The following is a 15198-nucleotide window of genomic DNA, read 5'->3' on the forward strand; positions in this document are numbered from 1 at the left end:
TGCATGAAGCACCGCGAACGCATCACCCGTTATCGCCACCTGCGCGAACAGCCGCAATGGAAGCTGCTCGCCGCCGACCACGCACCGGAAATCATCGGCCTGCTGCAGGGCCTGCTGATGGACGGCGATCGTACGTTGCCTGCGTCGGTCCTCAACGAGCGCCTGCAGCGCGCGCTGGACCAGCTCAACGGTGACGAGCTGTCGCGCGAGCTGCCGCGGACCGCGCAGGCCTACGTTGCCCATTGGTTGGCGCAGGGCTGGCTGGAACGCCGGCTGCCTGAAGGCGCCGACCAGGAGCAGTACGAGCTCTCGACCCAGGCGCTGCAGGCGATCCGCTTCGCCGACAGCATGGAGCAGGCCCGCGTGGCCGCCACCGAGAGCCGTCTGGCACTGGTGATCGAACAGCTGTCGCAGCTGGCCGCGCAGACCGAGGCCGATCCGGACGCACGCCTGTCCGCACTGCGCGACGAGCGTGACCGCATCGATGCCGAGATCGCCCGTGTCGGCGCCGGCCGTGTGACCGCGCTGGACGGCAAGCGCGCGCTGGAACGTACGCGGCAGATCATCGGCCTGGCCGACGAACTGACCGAAGACTTCCGCCGCGTGCGCGACGACTTCGAACAGCTCAATCGTGATTTCCGCGAACGCATCATCGATGACGAGGGCGAGCGCGGCGATGTGCTGTCCAAGCTCTTTGAAGGCGTGGACGTGATCGGCGAGAGCGACGCGGGCCGTAGTTTCCAGGCCTTCTGGCGTCTGCTCAACGACGCCGAACAGAGCGCCCAGCTCGATGCTGCGCTGGAGACGCTGCTGGCCCGCGGCTTCGCCCGTCGGCTGGATCGCAACGAGCGCAATTTCCTGCGCGGCTTCACCAGCACCATGCTTGAGCGTGGTGGCCAGGTGCATGACGTGCTGCAGAACTTCGCGCGCAGCCTGCGCGGTTTCGTGCAGAGCCGTGGCTACCTGGAACAGCGCCGCCTCAACCAGCTGTTGAAGCAGGCGCAGTCCGAAGCACTGGCGTTGCGCGATGACTTCCCGGCGCAGCGCGCCATCGGCCGCGACCTGCAGTTGACCACCAGCCGCCTGCGCTCGTGGTCGCAGTGGAAGCTGCACGACCCGCGCAGCGCCCAGGTCGATGGCAACGTCGAATACAACGATGCGGCCAGCATCAGCCTGGAAAGCGTGGGCGACCTGGTGGCGTCGTCGGAAATCGATTTCCGCACCCTGCGCCGCGACCTGCACGACCTGCTCGACAGGCAGCCGAAACTCAGCATCGCCCAGGCCCTGTCGCAGCGCGAAGCGCCGCAGGGGCTGGGCAGTGTCATCGGCTACCTCTCGCTGGGCACGCGCTTTGGCAGCGTGATCGTCGGCGAACAGGAGCTTGCCGAATGGCGTGGTGGCGACGGCCAGATCCGTCGCGCCCGCATCCCGCTGGTTTGGTTTACCCAGGAGAGACGCCATGAGCTGGCATGAAGACCCCATCGACGCACCGCATGCCGACCTGGCCGAAGACGCTTACGAGGCCGAGCCGGTGACGACCGTGGCACAGCCCAAGCGTGGCAACGACGTCTACTACATGGGCGATACCGGCCGCCTGCCGCTGGATGCGCGCCGCGCGCTGTGCCAGCTGCTGATCGGCCCCAGCATCGACCAGCTGCGCCACGCCAAACTGTGGCCGGCACTGATCCGCAGCGAAGCCGGCATCCGTTCGGCGCTGTCGGATCTGTTCCTGGAACTGGTGCTCGACCGTGACAGTGGCGTGGCGTTCACCCGCCAGGCCGATACCGAGGACGTCGATGCACCGGTACTGCTGCGCACGTCGCCGTTGACCTTCATCGATTCGGTGCTGTTGCTGTACCTGCGCCAGCAGTTGGGCGAAGCCGATGCACGCGGCAACCGCGCCGTGGTCGCCGACGCCGAAATGGCCGAAGCGCTGGCCATCTACGAGAAGAACCTGTCCACCGACCGCGCCGGCTTCAATCGGCGCGTCGCCTCGGCGGTGCAGAAGATGAAGGACAACCACATCCTGACCCGTCTCGGCGGCCAGGAAGACCGCCACGAAGTCTCGCCGGCGTTGAAGCTGCTGTTCTCCGCCGAAGACGTATCCCAGCTTTCGGCGGTCTACCGCCAGCTGCGTGAAACCCCGGCCGCTGAAGCCTGAGAGACCCGAGCACCGCATGGCCATTTCCAAGCACACTCCCGCCCTGTTCAACGACGGCCTGCCCGACCCGCGCCTGCAGCAGTTCCGCATGCGCCGCCTGCAGGTGCACAACTGGGGCACCTTCAACGGCCTGACCGAAGTGCCGATCGCCGAGCGGGGCTTCCTGTTTGTCGGCCGCTCCGGCTCGGGCAAGTCGACCCTGCTCGATGCCATGTCCGCACTGCTGACGCCACCGGCCATCGTCGACTTCAACGCCGCTGCGCGTGAAGCCGAACGCAGCGGCCGCGACCGCAACCTGGTGTCCTACGTGCGCGGCGCGTGGGCCGACCAGCAGGACAGTGGCACCGGTGAAATCGCCACCCAGTACCTGCGCAAGGGCGCAACCTGGACCGCGCTGGTGCTGGAGTACCGCGCCGGTGATGGCCGCGTGGTCAGCCTGGTACGCCTGCTGTGGATCGCTGGCAGCAGCACCTCCGCCGGTGACGTGCGCAAGCACTACATGATCGCCGAGCGCCCGTTCGACATCGCCAAGGACCTCGGCGGTTTCGACCTGGATCTGCGCAAGCTCAAGCAGAAGCTGGCCGACGTCCATCACTTCGACACGTTCTCCGGCTACGCCGAACGCTTCCGCCACCTGCTCGGTATCGACAACGAGATGGCGCTGCGGCTGCTGCACAAGACGCAGTCCGCGAAGAACCTGGGCGACCTGAACGTCTTCCTGCGCGACTTCATGCTCGACACGCCGAAGACCTTCGACGCTGCCGAACGACTGGTCAGCGATTTCGCCGAACTCGACGGCGCGCACCAGGCCGTGGTCACCGCGCGGCGTCAGGTCGAAACCCTGCAGCCGGCGCGCGAACATTATGGCGACCTGCAGGCGATGAGCCGCCGTCGCGGCGACGACGAAGCGCTCAAGCTCGGTATCGACAGCTTCCGCGAAAGCCGCCGCCAGTTGTTGATCGAAGCGCGCCTGCGCGAGATGGACACGCGCGATCGTGGCCTGCTGGGTGAGGAAGCGCAGCGCCGTGCGGCGCTGGACAACCACACCGAACGCCTGGCCGAGCTGGAACTGCAGCGCCGCCAGCAGGGCGGTGAGCGCATCGAGGAACTGGAACGCGAGCAGGGTCGCGCCGAAGCCGAACGCGACCGCCGCTTGGCCAAGCAGGCGCAGGCACACGACGCCGCACAGAAACTGCAGGCCGCGTTGCCCGACGACGCGCATGGCTTCGCCGCGCTGGTCGAGCAGGCGCAGTCCGAACTGGAAGACCGTCAGCGTGCTTCGAGCGCCCTGGACGACGCCATCAGCGAACGGCTGGGCGGCAAGCGCGACGACGAGCGACGCTTCTCCGACGTGCGTGGCGAACTGGAGGCGATGCAGCGCACGCCCTCCAGCATTCCTGCGCCGATGCAGAAGCTGCGCGCGCGCCTGGCCGAAGAAACCGGTATCTCCGAAGCGGCCTTGCCGTTCGTCGGCGAACTGATCCAGGTCCGCTCGGAAGAGCAGAGCTGGCAGGGCGCGATCGAGCGTGTGCTCGGTGGCTTCGCGCAATCGCTGCTGGTCGACGACAAGCACTACAACGACGTCGCCGAATGGGTGAACCGCACCCACCTGGGCATGCGTTTCACCTACTACCGCGTGCGTCGCAATGACGATGCGTTCGCCCGCGAGCCGTCCGCGAAATCGCTGCTGCACAAGCTGGAACTGCGCGACCACGTGTTCGAAAGCTGGCTGCGCCGCGAGCTGGGCAAGCGCTTCGACTACGAATGCGTGGATGCCAAGCAGCTGCGCAACGTCGACCGCGGCATCACCCGCGAAGGCCAGGTCAAGCATCCGGGCGACCGCTTCGAGAAGGACGATCGCAGTGCGGTGAATGATCGCCGCCGCTGGCTGCTGGGTTTCAGCAACCGCGACAAGCTCGCCGTCTTCGAGAAGGAAGCCCAGGAGCTGGCCGCCCGTATCGCCAGTTGCGATACCGACATCGCGCGCCTGCGCAGCCAGCGTGACCGCGACAACGAACGTCGCCTGGCCTGCCACCAGCTGGTTGGTATCAGCTGGAATGAAATCGACGTCGCCGCGCCGCAGCAGCGCCTGGCTGACATCGAGGCCAGCCTGCATGCGCTGCGCGAAGGCAACGCCGACCTGGCCAGGATCGCCCAGCAGATCGACGCCACCCGTGCCGATATCGAGCAGGCCCGCCGCACCTATGAAGACACCCGCGTCGAGCGCGGCCAGCTGGTGCGCGAACGCGACCGCCTGGACCGGGCCCGCCAGCAGAGCCGTGCGCTGGTATTGCCGGCACTCGCCGAAGAGCAGGAAGCCGGCCTGGCCGAGCGCCTGCAGGAGCAGGGCCCGCTCAGCCTGGAAACGCTGGAAGCGCACATGCGCCAGGTCAGCAACGCGCTGAACGAACAGCTGTCGTCTTCGCAGCAGGACGTCAACCGCGTCGAGAACCTGCTGCTGGGCTGCTTCCGTCGCTTCATCCAGCAGTGGCCGGAAGAATCGGGCGACTTCACCGTGTCGGTGGCCTCGGCCGAGGATTTCCTCGCCCGCCTCGAACGTCTTGAACGCGATGGCCTGCCGCAGCACGAAGAACGCTTCTTCGACCTGCTGCAGAACCAGAGCAAGAACAACCTGCTGGCGCTGCAGCGGCACAGTGCCGAGGCCCGCAAGTCGATCGGCCAGCGCCTGGATGAAGTCAACGCCAGCCTCGAGCAGGTGCCCTTCAACCGCGGCACCCTGCTGACCATCGAGCTGAACGACCGGCGCCTGCCGGAAGTGCAGGAGTTCCACCTGCAGCTGCGCGAGGTGTTGTCGCAGCAGCAGACCGAGCAGCGCGACGTCGCCGAAACGCAGTTCACCGTCCTGCGCCAGCTGGTCAACCGCCTGGGCTCGCAGGAAGGCGAAGACAAGCGTTGGCGCGAGATTGTGCTCGACGTGCGCCTGCACGTGGAGTTCATCGGCGTGGAACTGGATGTGGAAACGCGCCAGCAGGTCGAGATCTACCGCAGTGGCGCCGGCAAGTCCGGCGGTCAGCGGCAGAAGCTGGCCACCACCTGCCTGGCGGCGGCGCTGCGCTACCAGCTCGGCGGTGCCGACAGCCAGCTGCCCAGCTATGCCGCGGTCGTGCTCGACGAAGCCTTCGACAAGGCCGACAACGAGTTCACCGCGCTGGCGATGAACATCTTCGACAACTTCGGTTTCCAGATGGTGGTCGCCACCCCGCTGAAATCGGTGATGACGCTGGAGCCGTTCATCGGTGGCGCCTGCTTCGTCGAGATCAGCGGCCGCCACGATTCGGGCGTGCTGCTCATCGAGTACGACGAAGAAGGCAAGCGCCTGAAGCTGCCGGAGCGCAGCCGCCAGCAGGCCGACGAACCGGAAGAAGCCGAAGCCTGATCGCCTCGGCCGCCAATCCCCAGTAGAGCCGAGCCATGCTCGGCTGCACTTCGCGACCGGAAACAGCGTGCCAACCAAGGTTGGCACCTACCAGGTCATGACGCTCATTCACGAACTACGGAACGTATCCCACGCCATCCGCGCGATCAGCACCACCACCAGGCCCACGAACAGCTTGCGGATGAACGGCGTGCCGCCCTTCAGCGCCAACCGCGTGCCCACCACCGAACCGATGATGTTGGCCGCCGCCATCGGCAGCGCGAACAGCCACAGGATGTTGCCGGTCGGCACGAAGAACGAGATCGCCGCCACGTTGGTCGCCAGGTTCACCACCTTCGACGCTGCCGACGCACGCAGGAAGTCCAGTCCGAAGAAGCGCACGAACAGGAAGATCAGGAAGCTGCCGGTGCCGGGCCCGAAGAAGCCATCGTAGAAACCGATTGCCGCACCGATCGCCAGCGCGATCATCAACTCGTTGCGGCCGATCTCGCGGGGCCGGTGCAGTGCGCCGAAGTCTTTCTTCCACAACGTGTAGGCAAGCATCGCCACCAGCAGCACCAGCACCAGTGGCCGCACTGCGTCCTTGGGCAACAGGCTGACCGCCGTAGCGCCAAGGAAGGAGAACACGAAGGCCGTACCGGCGGCGAACAACACCGGCTCCCACGGGAAGCGCACGTTGCGTGCATAACGCCACGCCGCCGCGCCGGTGCCGAACATCGAGCTGAACTTGTTGGTGCCGAACAGCATCGCCGGCGTCTGCTGCGGCAGCACCGTGAACAGGCCCGGCAACTGCACCAGTCCGCCGCCACCCACGGCTGCATCAACCAGGCCGGCAATGAAGGCGATCGCCACCAGCCACCACAACTCAGGAGGAATCATTTCCAGCACGGCGATCGATCGAAGTGAGGGCGCGACAGCATACGCCTGTCACATTGCCCCCGCCCACGCGACAATACCCGCATGAGCCGAACCGCCCCCGATCCCTGTCCCTGTGGCCTGGCCGCCGACTACGCCGCCTGCTGCGGTCGCTTCCATGCCGGCGACGCCGCGCCCGATGCCGAGCGTCTGATGCGCTCGCGTTACAGCGCCTATGTGCGCCATCTGCCGGACTACCTGCGTGCCACCTGGCATCCGGACACCCGCCCCGCAGAACTGTCGCTCGATGATGCCCCCGGCCAGCGCACCCAGTGGCTGGGCCTGACCGTGCAGGATCACCAGGTTACCGGCATCGACAGTGCCGAGGTCCGCTTCACCGCTCGCTACCGCGTCGGTGGCGGCAGCGCGGTGAAAATGACCGAGCACAGCCGCTTCCTGCGGATCGAAGGTCGCTGGTACTACCTCGACGCCGTCTGAGCGTGGCTGCCGCGCACGGCCAGCACCCGCTGTCCGCCATGCGCGCACACGCGGTTGCGGCCTTCCTCCTTGGCCGCATACAGCGCCTGGTCGGCCGCTTTGACCACCCCGGCAGGGCGCGGATCGACCCGGCTGTCGGCCAGGCCGATGCTGACGGTCACCTGCACCACCGCACCGCCACCGCCGCGCCCGCGCTGCTGTTGGCCGAGCGTATCGTCACGGCTGCGGGTAGTGCGGTCGCGCAGCTGCATCCGGCTCTGCTCGATGCCCTGCCGCAGCGCCTCCACCGCGTCCACGCAGGCCGATGCCGGGCGGTCGAGGAAAACCACGGCGAATTCTTCGCCGCCATAACGGAACGCGCGGCCGCCGTCGCCCACCCGCGACAACCGGGAGGCCACCAGTTTCAGCACGTCATCGCCGGTGTCGTGGCCGTGGATGTCGTTGAACTTCTTGAAATGATCGACGTCGATCATCGCGATGCTGTAGGTGCCGGTGGCACGCTTGAGCGTCTCGTTGAACGCACGACGGCCGGGCAGGCCGGTCAGCTCGTCGCCGAATGCCATGTGGAAAGACTCCTGCAGGGTCGCGGCCAGCATCAGCAGCAGCGCCGCCACGCTCAACGCCGGCAGCAGCACCGGCTGCAGGAAGATCCGCGGCAGCATCCACCACAGGCACAGCAGGGCCAGCAGCATCGCCGTATGCAGCGGCCGCGGCTGGCGCCACGCCTGCCATCCCAGCGCAGCGGTGGCCAGCAGGAACAGCATGGCAGGCAGCTGCGCCAACGCGTTCCAGTCGCTCGGTATCCAGGGGAAGTGCCGGTTCGACAGCAGGTCGTGCATGCCTTGTGGCTGCTGTGCGGCCAACAGGATGAAAACCGCCACGGCAACACCGCTGATCGTGGCCCTCAGCAGCAGGTCCTGGCGGCGGCGCCCGCGTTCGGGCCACAACGCATGGATGGCGAACAACAACGGCAGCCAGGTCGAGATCGCATGGAAGCGCAGTGGGGTCAGCGCCGTTACCCGCCCATCGCGCAGGTAGTGCCCCAGATCCTGGTGCAGCACCGCGAAGGCCAGCGCCACCAACAGCAACAGGCACAACGTGCGCACCTGGTTGTACATCAGCGCCAGTCCTGCACCCAGGCAGGCCAGCAACCACGGCAGGATGCGCTGCCCGGCGCGGCCGACATCATCGCTTTCCAGGCTCACCCACAGCACCAGTGCGACCAGCACGGCGGGCAGCACGAACAGATAGTGCACAGGCTGTCGGAGCGGATGATGGGCCACACGGAATTCCAGCGCGGTCACGACGCGGCCGCAGCACTGCCGTTAGCGGCGCAACGGTGCCCTTCTTGAACGGTGCCCTTCTTGAATCCGCGGGCGCCGATGTGAACAGCATGGCACCGGGCCATGACATCGCGCTCACCGGCCGCGGCCGAAGCTGGTTGCATGGACAGCGTACCCGCCGCCGTCGCTGCCCCGCAGCATGACCTCGCCCGCCACTTCACCCACGTGCGGGGGCGCAGCATGCAGCTGGCCGCACCGCTCAGCCCCGAAGATGCCCTGCTGCAGAGCATGGCCGATGCCAGCCCGGCCAAATGGCACCTGGCCCATACCACCTGGTTTTTCGAACGCTTCGTCCTCGCCAGTCGGCCCGGCTACACACCCTGGGATCCGGCCTGGGACTATCTGTTCAACAGTTACTACAAGAGTCTCGGCCCTGCCCACGCACGGCCACAGCGCGGTCTGCTGTCGCGGCCCTCGCTGCAGCAGGTCCACGCTTACCGCCGGCACGTGGATGAACAGGTGCTGGCACAGCTGCGCGATGGCGACCTGGGCAGCGACGCCCTGCAGCACCTGCAGCTGGGGCTGCATCACGAACAGCAGCACCAGGAGCTGCTGCTCACCGACATCAAGCACGCCTTCTGGTGCAATCCGCTGCAGCCGCCGTATCGCGATGACCTGCCCATCGCCGTAAGTGACCACAGCGCACAGGGCTGGGTCGAACAGGGCGAACGCATCGTCAGTATCGGTGCATCCGCCTGGCCGCAGCACGCAGCGTTCGCCTATGACAATGAGTCACCCGTGCATCGCGTGCTGCTTCCCGCGCATGTACTCGCCGAACGCCCGCTCAGCAACGCCGAGTACCGCGCCTTCATCGACGAGGGTGGCTACCGCGATCCACGCTGGTGGCTGAGCGAGGGCTGGGCGCTGCGCGAGGTCGAGCAGTGGCAGCATCCGCTGTACTGGGACGACGACCTGCTGCGCGAGTTCACCCTGGGTGGATGGCGCGAGCTCGATCTGCACGCACCGGTCTGTCATCTCAGCTACTACGAAGCCGATGCCTGCGCGCGTTGGGCCGGTGCCCGCCTGCCCACCGAATTCGAATGGGAAGCGGCTGCCGCCACGCAGCCGGTCGAAGGCCACTTCGCCGATGACGACCAGCTGCATCCGCAGGCAGGGCAGGGCAGGGGCATCCGCCAGCTGTTCGGCGATGTCTGGGAATGGACCAGCAGCGCCTATGGTGCTTATCCCGGCTTCCGTCCGTTCGCCGGCAACCTGGGCGAATACAACGGCAAATTCATGTGCGGCCAATGGGTGCTGCGCGGTGGCAGCTGTGCCACCCCGCGCGGCCATGTGCGGGCCAGCTACCGCAACTTCTTCATGCCACCGGCGCGTTGGCAGTTCTCAGGCATGCGCCTGGCAAGGGATCTTTCATGAGTACCGTCCAGGATGCGCTGCAGGCGCTGACCGACCTTACCCCCGGCCGCCAGCAGATCCTTGCCGACGCCGTGGCGGGGTTGTCGCAGGCCTCACGCCAGTTGCCTTCCAAGTACTTCTACGACGCGCGCGGCTCGCGCTTGTTCGAGCAGATCACCCACACCCGCGAGTACTACCCCACACGCACCGAGCTGGCCCTGCTGGATCGGGTACTGCCGCAGATCGCGCAGGCGGTGGGGCCGCGCGTACATGTGGTGGAACTGGGTAGTGGCAGCGGCCGCAAGACCGCCCGCCTGCTGGCCGCTCTGCAGGATCCGGTGGCCTATACCCCCATCGAGATCTCGCGCGCGGCGCTGTTGTCCAGCATCGACCACCTGGCACCGGCGCTGCCGGACGTGGAAATGCTGCCGGTGTGTGCCGACTTCACCCGGCCGGTGCAGGTTCCCGTGCCGGACCGGCCTGCCGCGCGCCGGGTGTTGTTCTTCCCGGGTTCCACGTTGGGCAACTTCGCTGATGAGGACGCGATCGCGCTGCTGCGTGCAATGCGGCAGACGATGGGCAAGGACGGCCTGGCGCTGGTCGGTATCGACCTGCACAAGGACCCGGCACTGATCGAGGCCGCCTACAACGATGCCGACGGCATCACCGCCGCCTTCACCCTGAACCTGCTGGCGCGCCTCAACCGCGAGGTCGGCAGCGATTTCGATCTCGACGGATTCCGTCACCAGGCCCGTTACAGCACTGCGCGCCTGCGCATCGAAACCGACCTGGTCAGCCAGCGCGAGCAGGACGTCCATCTCGACGGCCGCACCTTCCACTTCAGCGCGGGCGAACCGATCCGCGTGGAGTACAGCCACAAGTACACCGACGCCAGCTTCGGCCATCTGCTGCAGCGGGCAGGGCTGGAGGTGGTGGCGCACTGGAACGCTGACCATCCTGCGTACGGCCTGCGCCTTCTGCGCCCCGCACCATAGCCACCGGTAGTGCCGGCCGCTGGCCGGCAGCAACGGCCAACCTTGCCGCTCCTCCGCGTTACCATGGCTCCAGCACCGGCAACACGGAGTACGCCATGCCCATTCTGACCACGCTCGGCCTCGCCGCCGCGCTTGCCGTGCCAGCGGCGGCCCCGCCGACAGCCGCGGCAACCGCTGATCCCGCGTTCGCCCGCTGCATGGCGGGACTGCAGACGACTGCCGCCAGCCAGGGCATTGCCGCTGACCGTTTCACGGCCATCACCGCCGGACTGCAGCCGGATCCCACCGTGCTGCCGCTGCTCGACGCGCAGCCGGAGTTCACCACACCGATCTGGGACTACCTGGCCGCGCTGGTCGATCGCCAGCGCGTGGACGACGGTCGCGCCATGCTGCAGCAGCACCGCGATCTGCTTCAGCGCGTATCGGCGCAGTACGGCGTCGATCCAGTCACCATCGTCGCCGTATGGGGTGTGGAGAGCGACTACGGGCGCGTGTTCGGCAAGCGTCCGCTGCTGCAGTCGCTGGCCACGCTGTCCTGTGCCGGCCGAAGGCAACCTTTCTTCCGCGGCGAACTGCTGGCGCTGGTCAAGCTCATCGACAAGGGTGACCTGCAGGCACAGGGCCTGACCGGTTCCTGGGCCGGTGCCTTCGGCCACACCCAGTTCATGCCCAGCACCTACGCACGCATTGCCGTTGATGGTGACGGCGATGGCCGCCGCGATCTGGTCGGCAGCATTCCCGATGCATTGGCTTCCACCGCCAACTATCTGAAGCGTGCCGGCTGGCGAACCGGCGAACCCTGGGGCATGGAAGTCCGCGTCCCCACCGGCTTCAACGCCGGCCAGGCCGGCCGCACCCAGCGCCGGGCACTGGCCGACTGGCGCGCATTGGGCGTGACCGGCCTGGACGGCAGCGCGCTGGCGCCGGCCGGCCTGCCCGCCGATGCACGCGCCGCGCTGCTGCTGCCGGCCGGCAACAAGGGCCCGGCGCTGCTGGTGTTCCGCAACTACGACGCGATCTACAGCTACAACGCGGCCGAGAGCTATGCCTTGGCCATCGCCACCCTGGCCGATCGCCTGCGCGGGGGTAATGGACTGGTGACGGCCTGGCCCACCGATGATCCCGGTCTTGGCCGCGACGAGCGCCGCCAGCTGCAGACCCTGCTGCTGGCGCGCGGCCATGACATCGGCGCCGCCGATGGCATGATCGGTACCGCCAGTCGTCGCGCCATCCAGGTCGAGCAGCGCCGGCTCGGTTGGGCCGACGCCGATGGTCGCGCTGGCCAGCGCATTCTGCGCGCGCTGCAGAGCGGACCGCAGGCGAAGGTTCCGGCCACACCCACCCGCTTCAGCCTTCCCACCAACTACAGTGCCGTGCAGTCGCCGGCCATCCGGAGTCGATCCAGCGTGCAACAGATCCAAGGTGTCAGCAGTGGCCAGTTCCAGGGACTCGATGCCTGGCTGGTGGAAACCCCGCAGGCAACCGCCGCGATCAGCGTGTTCGGCGGTCAACTGCTCTCGTTCGTGCCCAAGGGCCAACCCGATGTGATGTGGCTCTCGCCCAAGCGCGCGGCACTGCCTACGCCCATCCGTGGCGGCAGCCCGGTGTGCTGGCCGTACTTCGGCCGCCAGGGGCAGGGCGACGACGTGCCGGCCCATGGCTTCGTGCGCACCTTGCCCTGGGAACTGCAGCAGGCGCGCCGCCTCGACGATGGCAGCATCGAACTGACCCTGGCCCCGCCTGCGTTGGACAATCTCGGCCTGCGTCTGACCATGACCGTCCGTGTCGGCCGTGAACTGCGCCAGCAGCTGGTTACCGAGAACACCGGCAAGGCCCCGGCCACCATCACCCAGGCGCTGCACAACTACTTCCGTGTCGGTGACGCCAGCAAGGTGGACGTCGACGGCGTCGATGGCCTCGACTACCTCGACAAGTTCGAGAACTACGCCCAGTCTCGCCGCCAGCAGGGCCCCTGGTCGCTGCGTGATCCGCGTGATCCGGGCCGCAGCGACCGCATCTATACCCAGGCCGGCGGGCACTATGTGCTGCGCGACCCGGTGCTCAAGCGCCGCATCGACATCCGCACCGAAGGCAGCCGCTCGCTGGTGGCATGGAACCCTGGCGCCGACGCTGCCGCGAAGATGGCCGATGTCGGCGACGGTTGGCGCGACTACGTCTGCCTGGAAGCCGCCAACGCCGGGCCCGATGTGATCACCATCGCTCCCGGCGGTCGCCACACGCTGGTGCAGACGCTGTCCAGCGCATCCCTGTAAACCGCGCAACGCCCACACAGGACGATTTTCAATGCAGGAAGCACAGTGGTACTACGCCCGCAACGGCAAGAGTGAAGGGCCAGTGGACCTGGCTGGCCTGCAGAGGTTGCAGCAGGACGGCGTCATCACCGGCCACACCCTGCTCTGGTGCGAGGGCATGGCTGGCTGGCAGCCGCTGCAGTCGCTGCAGTCGACTGCAGCGCCAGCGTCGGCTGCCGACGGCGTCGCCGATGGCCCGGCAGCACCGCCTGCCAGTGAGATCGCCGTCGCCGCAGCGTCCAGCCATGACCCATACCGCGCACCGACCGCAGCGGCAACGTCCGATGTCATTCCACTGGGCGCCGGACTGACCGGCCAGTTGGGTCTGTATGCAGCCATTGTCGGCGGCAACTTCCCGATCTATCGCAAGCGTTGGCGCCTGGACCAGGGCACCGCGAACGCGGCGGGCACCTGGCACTGGCCGGGGTTCCTGTTTGGCGTGATCTGGATGATGTACCGGAAGATGTACCGCATGGCCGCCATCTGGGTCGGCGTGCTGGTGGCATCCAGCGCGATCGAGGCCTTCATCGAAGTGCCGGATGCCCTGTCGCTGGTGATCAACCTGGGCCTGAGCGTTACCGTGGGTGTCTTCGCCAACAGCTGGTACCTGCAGCATTGCCAGCGGGAGATCGCACGCGCCCAGTCGCTCAGTACGGACAACGAGGCTGCGGTGCGCAGCACGCTGGCAGCACGTGGCGATACCAGCGTGATTGGTGCTGTGATCGCCATCGCCGTGTCCGTCACCCTGGGCATCGTCGGGGCCGTGTTGGCCGGCTGATCCCTTCAGCTGGCCTGCCGCGGCCGCAGCACCCACAGGCAGAGCGTCCCGGCGACCAGGCCCCAGAACGCAGAACCAATACCGGCCAGTGTCATCCCCGAGGCGGTCACCAGGAAGGTGACCAGCGCGGCCTCGCGGTCGCGCTCCACTGCCAATGCACTGGCCAGGCTGTTGCCGATGGTGCCGAACAGGGCGATACCGGCCACGCAGGCCACGAGCTCCTTGGGGAAGGCAGCGAACAGGGCCGCTACGGTGGCCCCGAACAGGCCGATGACGATATAGAAGGCGCCGGCCGCCATCGCCGCCGTGTAGCGCCGTGCCGGATCCTCGTGGGCATCACGGCCCATGCAGATCGCCGCGGTGATGGCTGCCAGGTTCAGTGCGTAGGCGCCGAAGGGTGCCAGCAGCGTGTTGACCACGCCGATCCAGCCGATCACCGGCGACACCGGTGCGTCATAGCCGGAGGCGCGCATCACCGCCACACCGGGGATGTTCTGCGAGGCCATGGTGACCACGAACAGGGGTAGGGCGATACCGACCATCGCCGTCCACGACAGCGAAGGAGTGACCCATTGCGGTACGGCCAGCTGCAGGTGCACCTGTTGTGCATGCAGCAGACCCTGGCTGGCGGCGATGGCGATGCCGACCAGCAGAGTGGCGATCACCGCATAACGGGGGAACAGGCGGCGGCCCAGCAGCCAGGTAGCGAACATGGCCAACGCCAGCATGCGCTGGGTGTTCATTGCCACGAACACGTCCAGGCCGAAGCGCAGCAGCACACCGGCCAGCATGCCCGCGGCCAAGGCCATGGGCACGCGCTTCATCAGCCGGGCGAACACCCCGGAGAAGCCCGCGAGCATGCCCAGCACCGCCGCCAGCAGGAACGCACCGGTGGCTTCAGACAGAGACGCGCCACCGGCACCGACGACCAGCATCGCCGCACCCGGCGTCGACCATGCGGTGACCACCGGGACGCGGTAGCGCAGCGACAGGCCGATGCAGGTCACGCCCATGCCCAGCCCCAGGGCCCACATCCATGAGGCGATGTGCGCCTGGTCGGCACCAACGGCCTGCGCGGCCTGGAACACGATCACCGCCGAACTGGCAAAGCCGACCAGCACGGTGATGAAGCCGGCGACGATCGCCGGCATCGAAAGATCGCGCCACCATCCCTGTCGTTTCTGCGTGTCCATGCTCTTCTCTTCGCTATGCATCGGTGTATTGATAGCGCCTGCGGCGTTGACCGCGCAACGCGCGGGCAACGCCGCGGTGACATATCAGCAGCCGCCATGCAGGGTGCAGGCGCTGTTCTGTCATCTTCCTGAAAAAAAGAGTTGACGAATTCTGCAGGATCTCTAGAATTCGCTCCCTTGCTGCAGCGCGGCGACTTCTTCGGAAGCCACCAACGCGAACAGCGACGCCACCACCGCCGGACGAGATGATCGAACGAAGGTGTTGACGGACTCGAAAAGTCCGGCATAATAGGCGGCTCGCAACGATGAAAGA

Annotated in this window: 11 protein-coding genes; 8 read left to right on the forward strand and 3 right to left on the reverse strand. The window is 67.2% G+C overall.

The features are described from left to right. The first annotated feature begins 3 nt into the window (after window positions 1-3). The 3 genes from AC27VL_RS19255 to AC27VL_RS19265 are packed head-to-tail and all read left to right on the forward strand — an operon-like array spanning window position 4 to window position 5558. Entirely contained in the window at window positions 4-1473 is a 1470-nt protein-coding gene (locus AC27VL_RS19255; RefSeq protein WP_100554243.1) for a DUF3375 domain-containing protein, read from the forward strand. Continuing rightward, window positions 1460-2161, forward strand: a complete 702-nt coding sequence (locus AC27VL_RS19260) for a DUF4194 domain-containing protein (RefSeq protein WP_100554242.1) — start codon at window positions 1460-1462, stop codon at window positions 2159-2161. The genes AC27VL_RS19255 and AC27VL_RS19260 overlap by 14 nt, the downstream gene beginning before the upstream one ends. Window positions 2162-2177: 16 nt before the next feature. Further along, window positions 2178-5558 (forward strand): ATP-binding protein, encoded by a 3381-nt coding sequence (locus AC27VL_RS19265; RefSeq protein ID WP_488767929.1) that lies wholly within the window; start codon window positions 2178-2180, stop codon window positions 5556-5558. Window positions 5559-5666: 108 nt separating this feature from the next. Here AC27VL_RS19265 and AC27VL_RS19270 read toward each other — a convergent pair whose 3' ends face one another. Then, window positions 5667-6446: a sulfite exporter TauE/SafE family protein gene (locus tag AC27VL_RS19270; protein WP_488767931.1), complete on the reverse strand. Its 780-nt coding sequence runs from the start codon at window positions 6444-6446 to the stop codon at window positions 5667-5669. A gap of 72 nt (window positions 6447-6518) precedes the next feature. On the opposite strand from AC27VL_RS19270, the gene AC27VL_RS19275 reads away from it, so the two are divergent. Next, complete coding sequence (locus tag AC27VL_RS19275; protein ID WP_100554239.1) at window positions 6519-6911, forward strand: YchJ family metal-binding protein; 393 nt, start codon at window positions 6519-6521, stop codon at window positions 6909-6911. On the opposite strand, the gene AC27VL_RS19280 is transcribed toward AC27VL_RS19275, so the two are convergent. Continuing rightward, window positions 6893-8194, reverse strand: coding sequence for a GGDEF domain-containing protein (locus tag AC27VL_RS19280; RefSeq protein ID WP_100554506.1), 1302 nt, complete (start codon window positions 8192-8194; stop codon window positions 6893-6895). The two genes, AC27VL_RS19275 and AC27VL_RS19280, sit on opposite strands and share 19 nt — an antisense overlap. Window positions 8195-8356: 162 nt before the next feature. Here AC27VL_RS19280 and egtB point away from each other — a divergent pair, with 162 nt between their 5' ends. From egtB to AC27VL_RS19300, 4 genes are all read left to right on the forward strand, one after another. Further along, window positions 8357-9628 carry an ergothioneine biosynthesis protein EgtB gene (gene egtB / locus AC27VL_RS19285; RefSeq protein WP_488767933.1) on the forward strand — a complete coding sequence of 424 codons (1272 nt, stop codon included), beginning with the start codon at window positions 8357-8359 and terminating at the stop codon, window positions 9626-9628. Further along, a complete protein-coding gene (gene egtD / locus AC27VL_RS19290) occupies window positions 9625-10602 on the forward strand; it encodes an L-histidine N(alpha)-methyltransferase (RefSeq protein WP_488767935.1) in 978 nt (325 codons plus the stop codon). Before egtB ends, egtD begins: the two co-directional genes overlap by 4 nt. 95 nt (window positions 10603-10697) lie before the next feature. Further along, entirely contained in the window at window positions 10698-12875 is a 2178-nt protein-coding gene (locus AC27VL_RS19295) for a lytic murein transglycosylase (RefSeq protein ID WP_457852737.1), read from the forward strand. A gap of 31 nt (window positions 12876-12906) precedes the next feature. After that, window positions 12907-13692: a DUF2628 domain-containing protein gene (locus AC27VL_RS19300; RefSeq protein ID WP_100554237.1), complete on the forward strand. Its 786-nt coding sequence runs from the start codon at window positions 12907-12909 to the stop codon at window positions 13690-13692. 5 nt (window positions 13693-13697) lie between these two features. Here the strand turns inward: AC27VL_RS19300 and AC27VL_RS19305 are convergent, their stop codons facing one another. Next, window positions 13698-14885 carry a benzoate/H(+) symporter BenE family transporter gene (locus tag AC27VL_RS19305; RefSeq protein ID WP_488767938.1) on the reverse strand — a complete coding sequence of 396 codons (1188 nt, stop codon included), beginning with the start codon at window positions 14883-14885 and terminating at the stop codon, window positions 13698-13700. Window positions 14886-15198: the final 313 nt, after the last annotated feature.

This window comes from Stenotrophomonas sp. 14P6.2.3 (assembly GCF_057799055.1).

Excerpts from the sequence above, each read along its gene's own strand:
- AC27VL_RS19255 (WP_100554243.1), top strand. The coding sequence starts at position 4 with ATGAAGCACCGCGAACGCATCACCCGTTATCGCCACCTGCGCGAACAG.
- AC27VL_RS19260 (WP_100554242.1), top strand. The coding sequence starts at position 1,460 with ATGAGCTGGCATGAAGACCCCATCGACGCACCGCATGCCGACCTGGCC.
- AC27VL_RS19265 (WP_488767929.1), top strand. The coding sequence starts at position 2,178 with ATGGCCATTTCCAAGCACACTCCCGCCCTGTTCAACGACGGCCTGCCC.
- AC27VL_RS19275 (WP_100554239.1), top strand. The coding sequence starts at position 6,519 with ATGAGCCGAACCGCCCCCGATCCCTGTCCCTGTGGCCTGGCCGCCGAC.
- egtB (WP_488767933.1), top strand. The coding sequence starts at position 8,357 with ATGGACAGCGTACCCGCCGCCGTCGCTGCCCCGCAGCATGACCTCGCC.
- egtD (WP_488767935.1), top strand. The coding sequence starts at position 9,625 with ATGAGTACCGTCCAGGATGCGCTGCAGGCGCTGACCGACCTTACCCCC.
- AC27VL_RS19295 (WP_457852737.1), top strand. The coding sequence starts at position 10,698 with ATGCCCATTCTGACCACGCTCGGCCTCGCCGCCGCGCTTGCCGTGCCA.
- AC27VL_RS19300 (WP_100554237.1), top strand. The coding sequence starts at position 12,907 with ATGCAGGAAGCACAGTGGTACTACGCCCGCAACGGCAAGAGTGAAGGG.
- AC27VL_RS19305 (WP_488767938.1), bottom strand. The coding sequence starts at position 14,885 with ATGGACACGCAGAAACGACAGGGATGGTGGCGCGATCTTTCGATGCCG.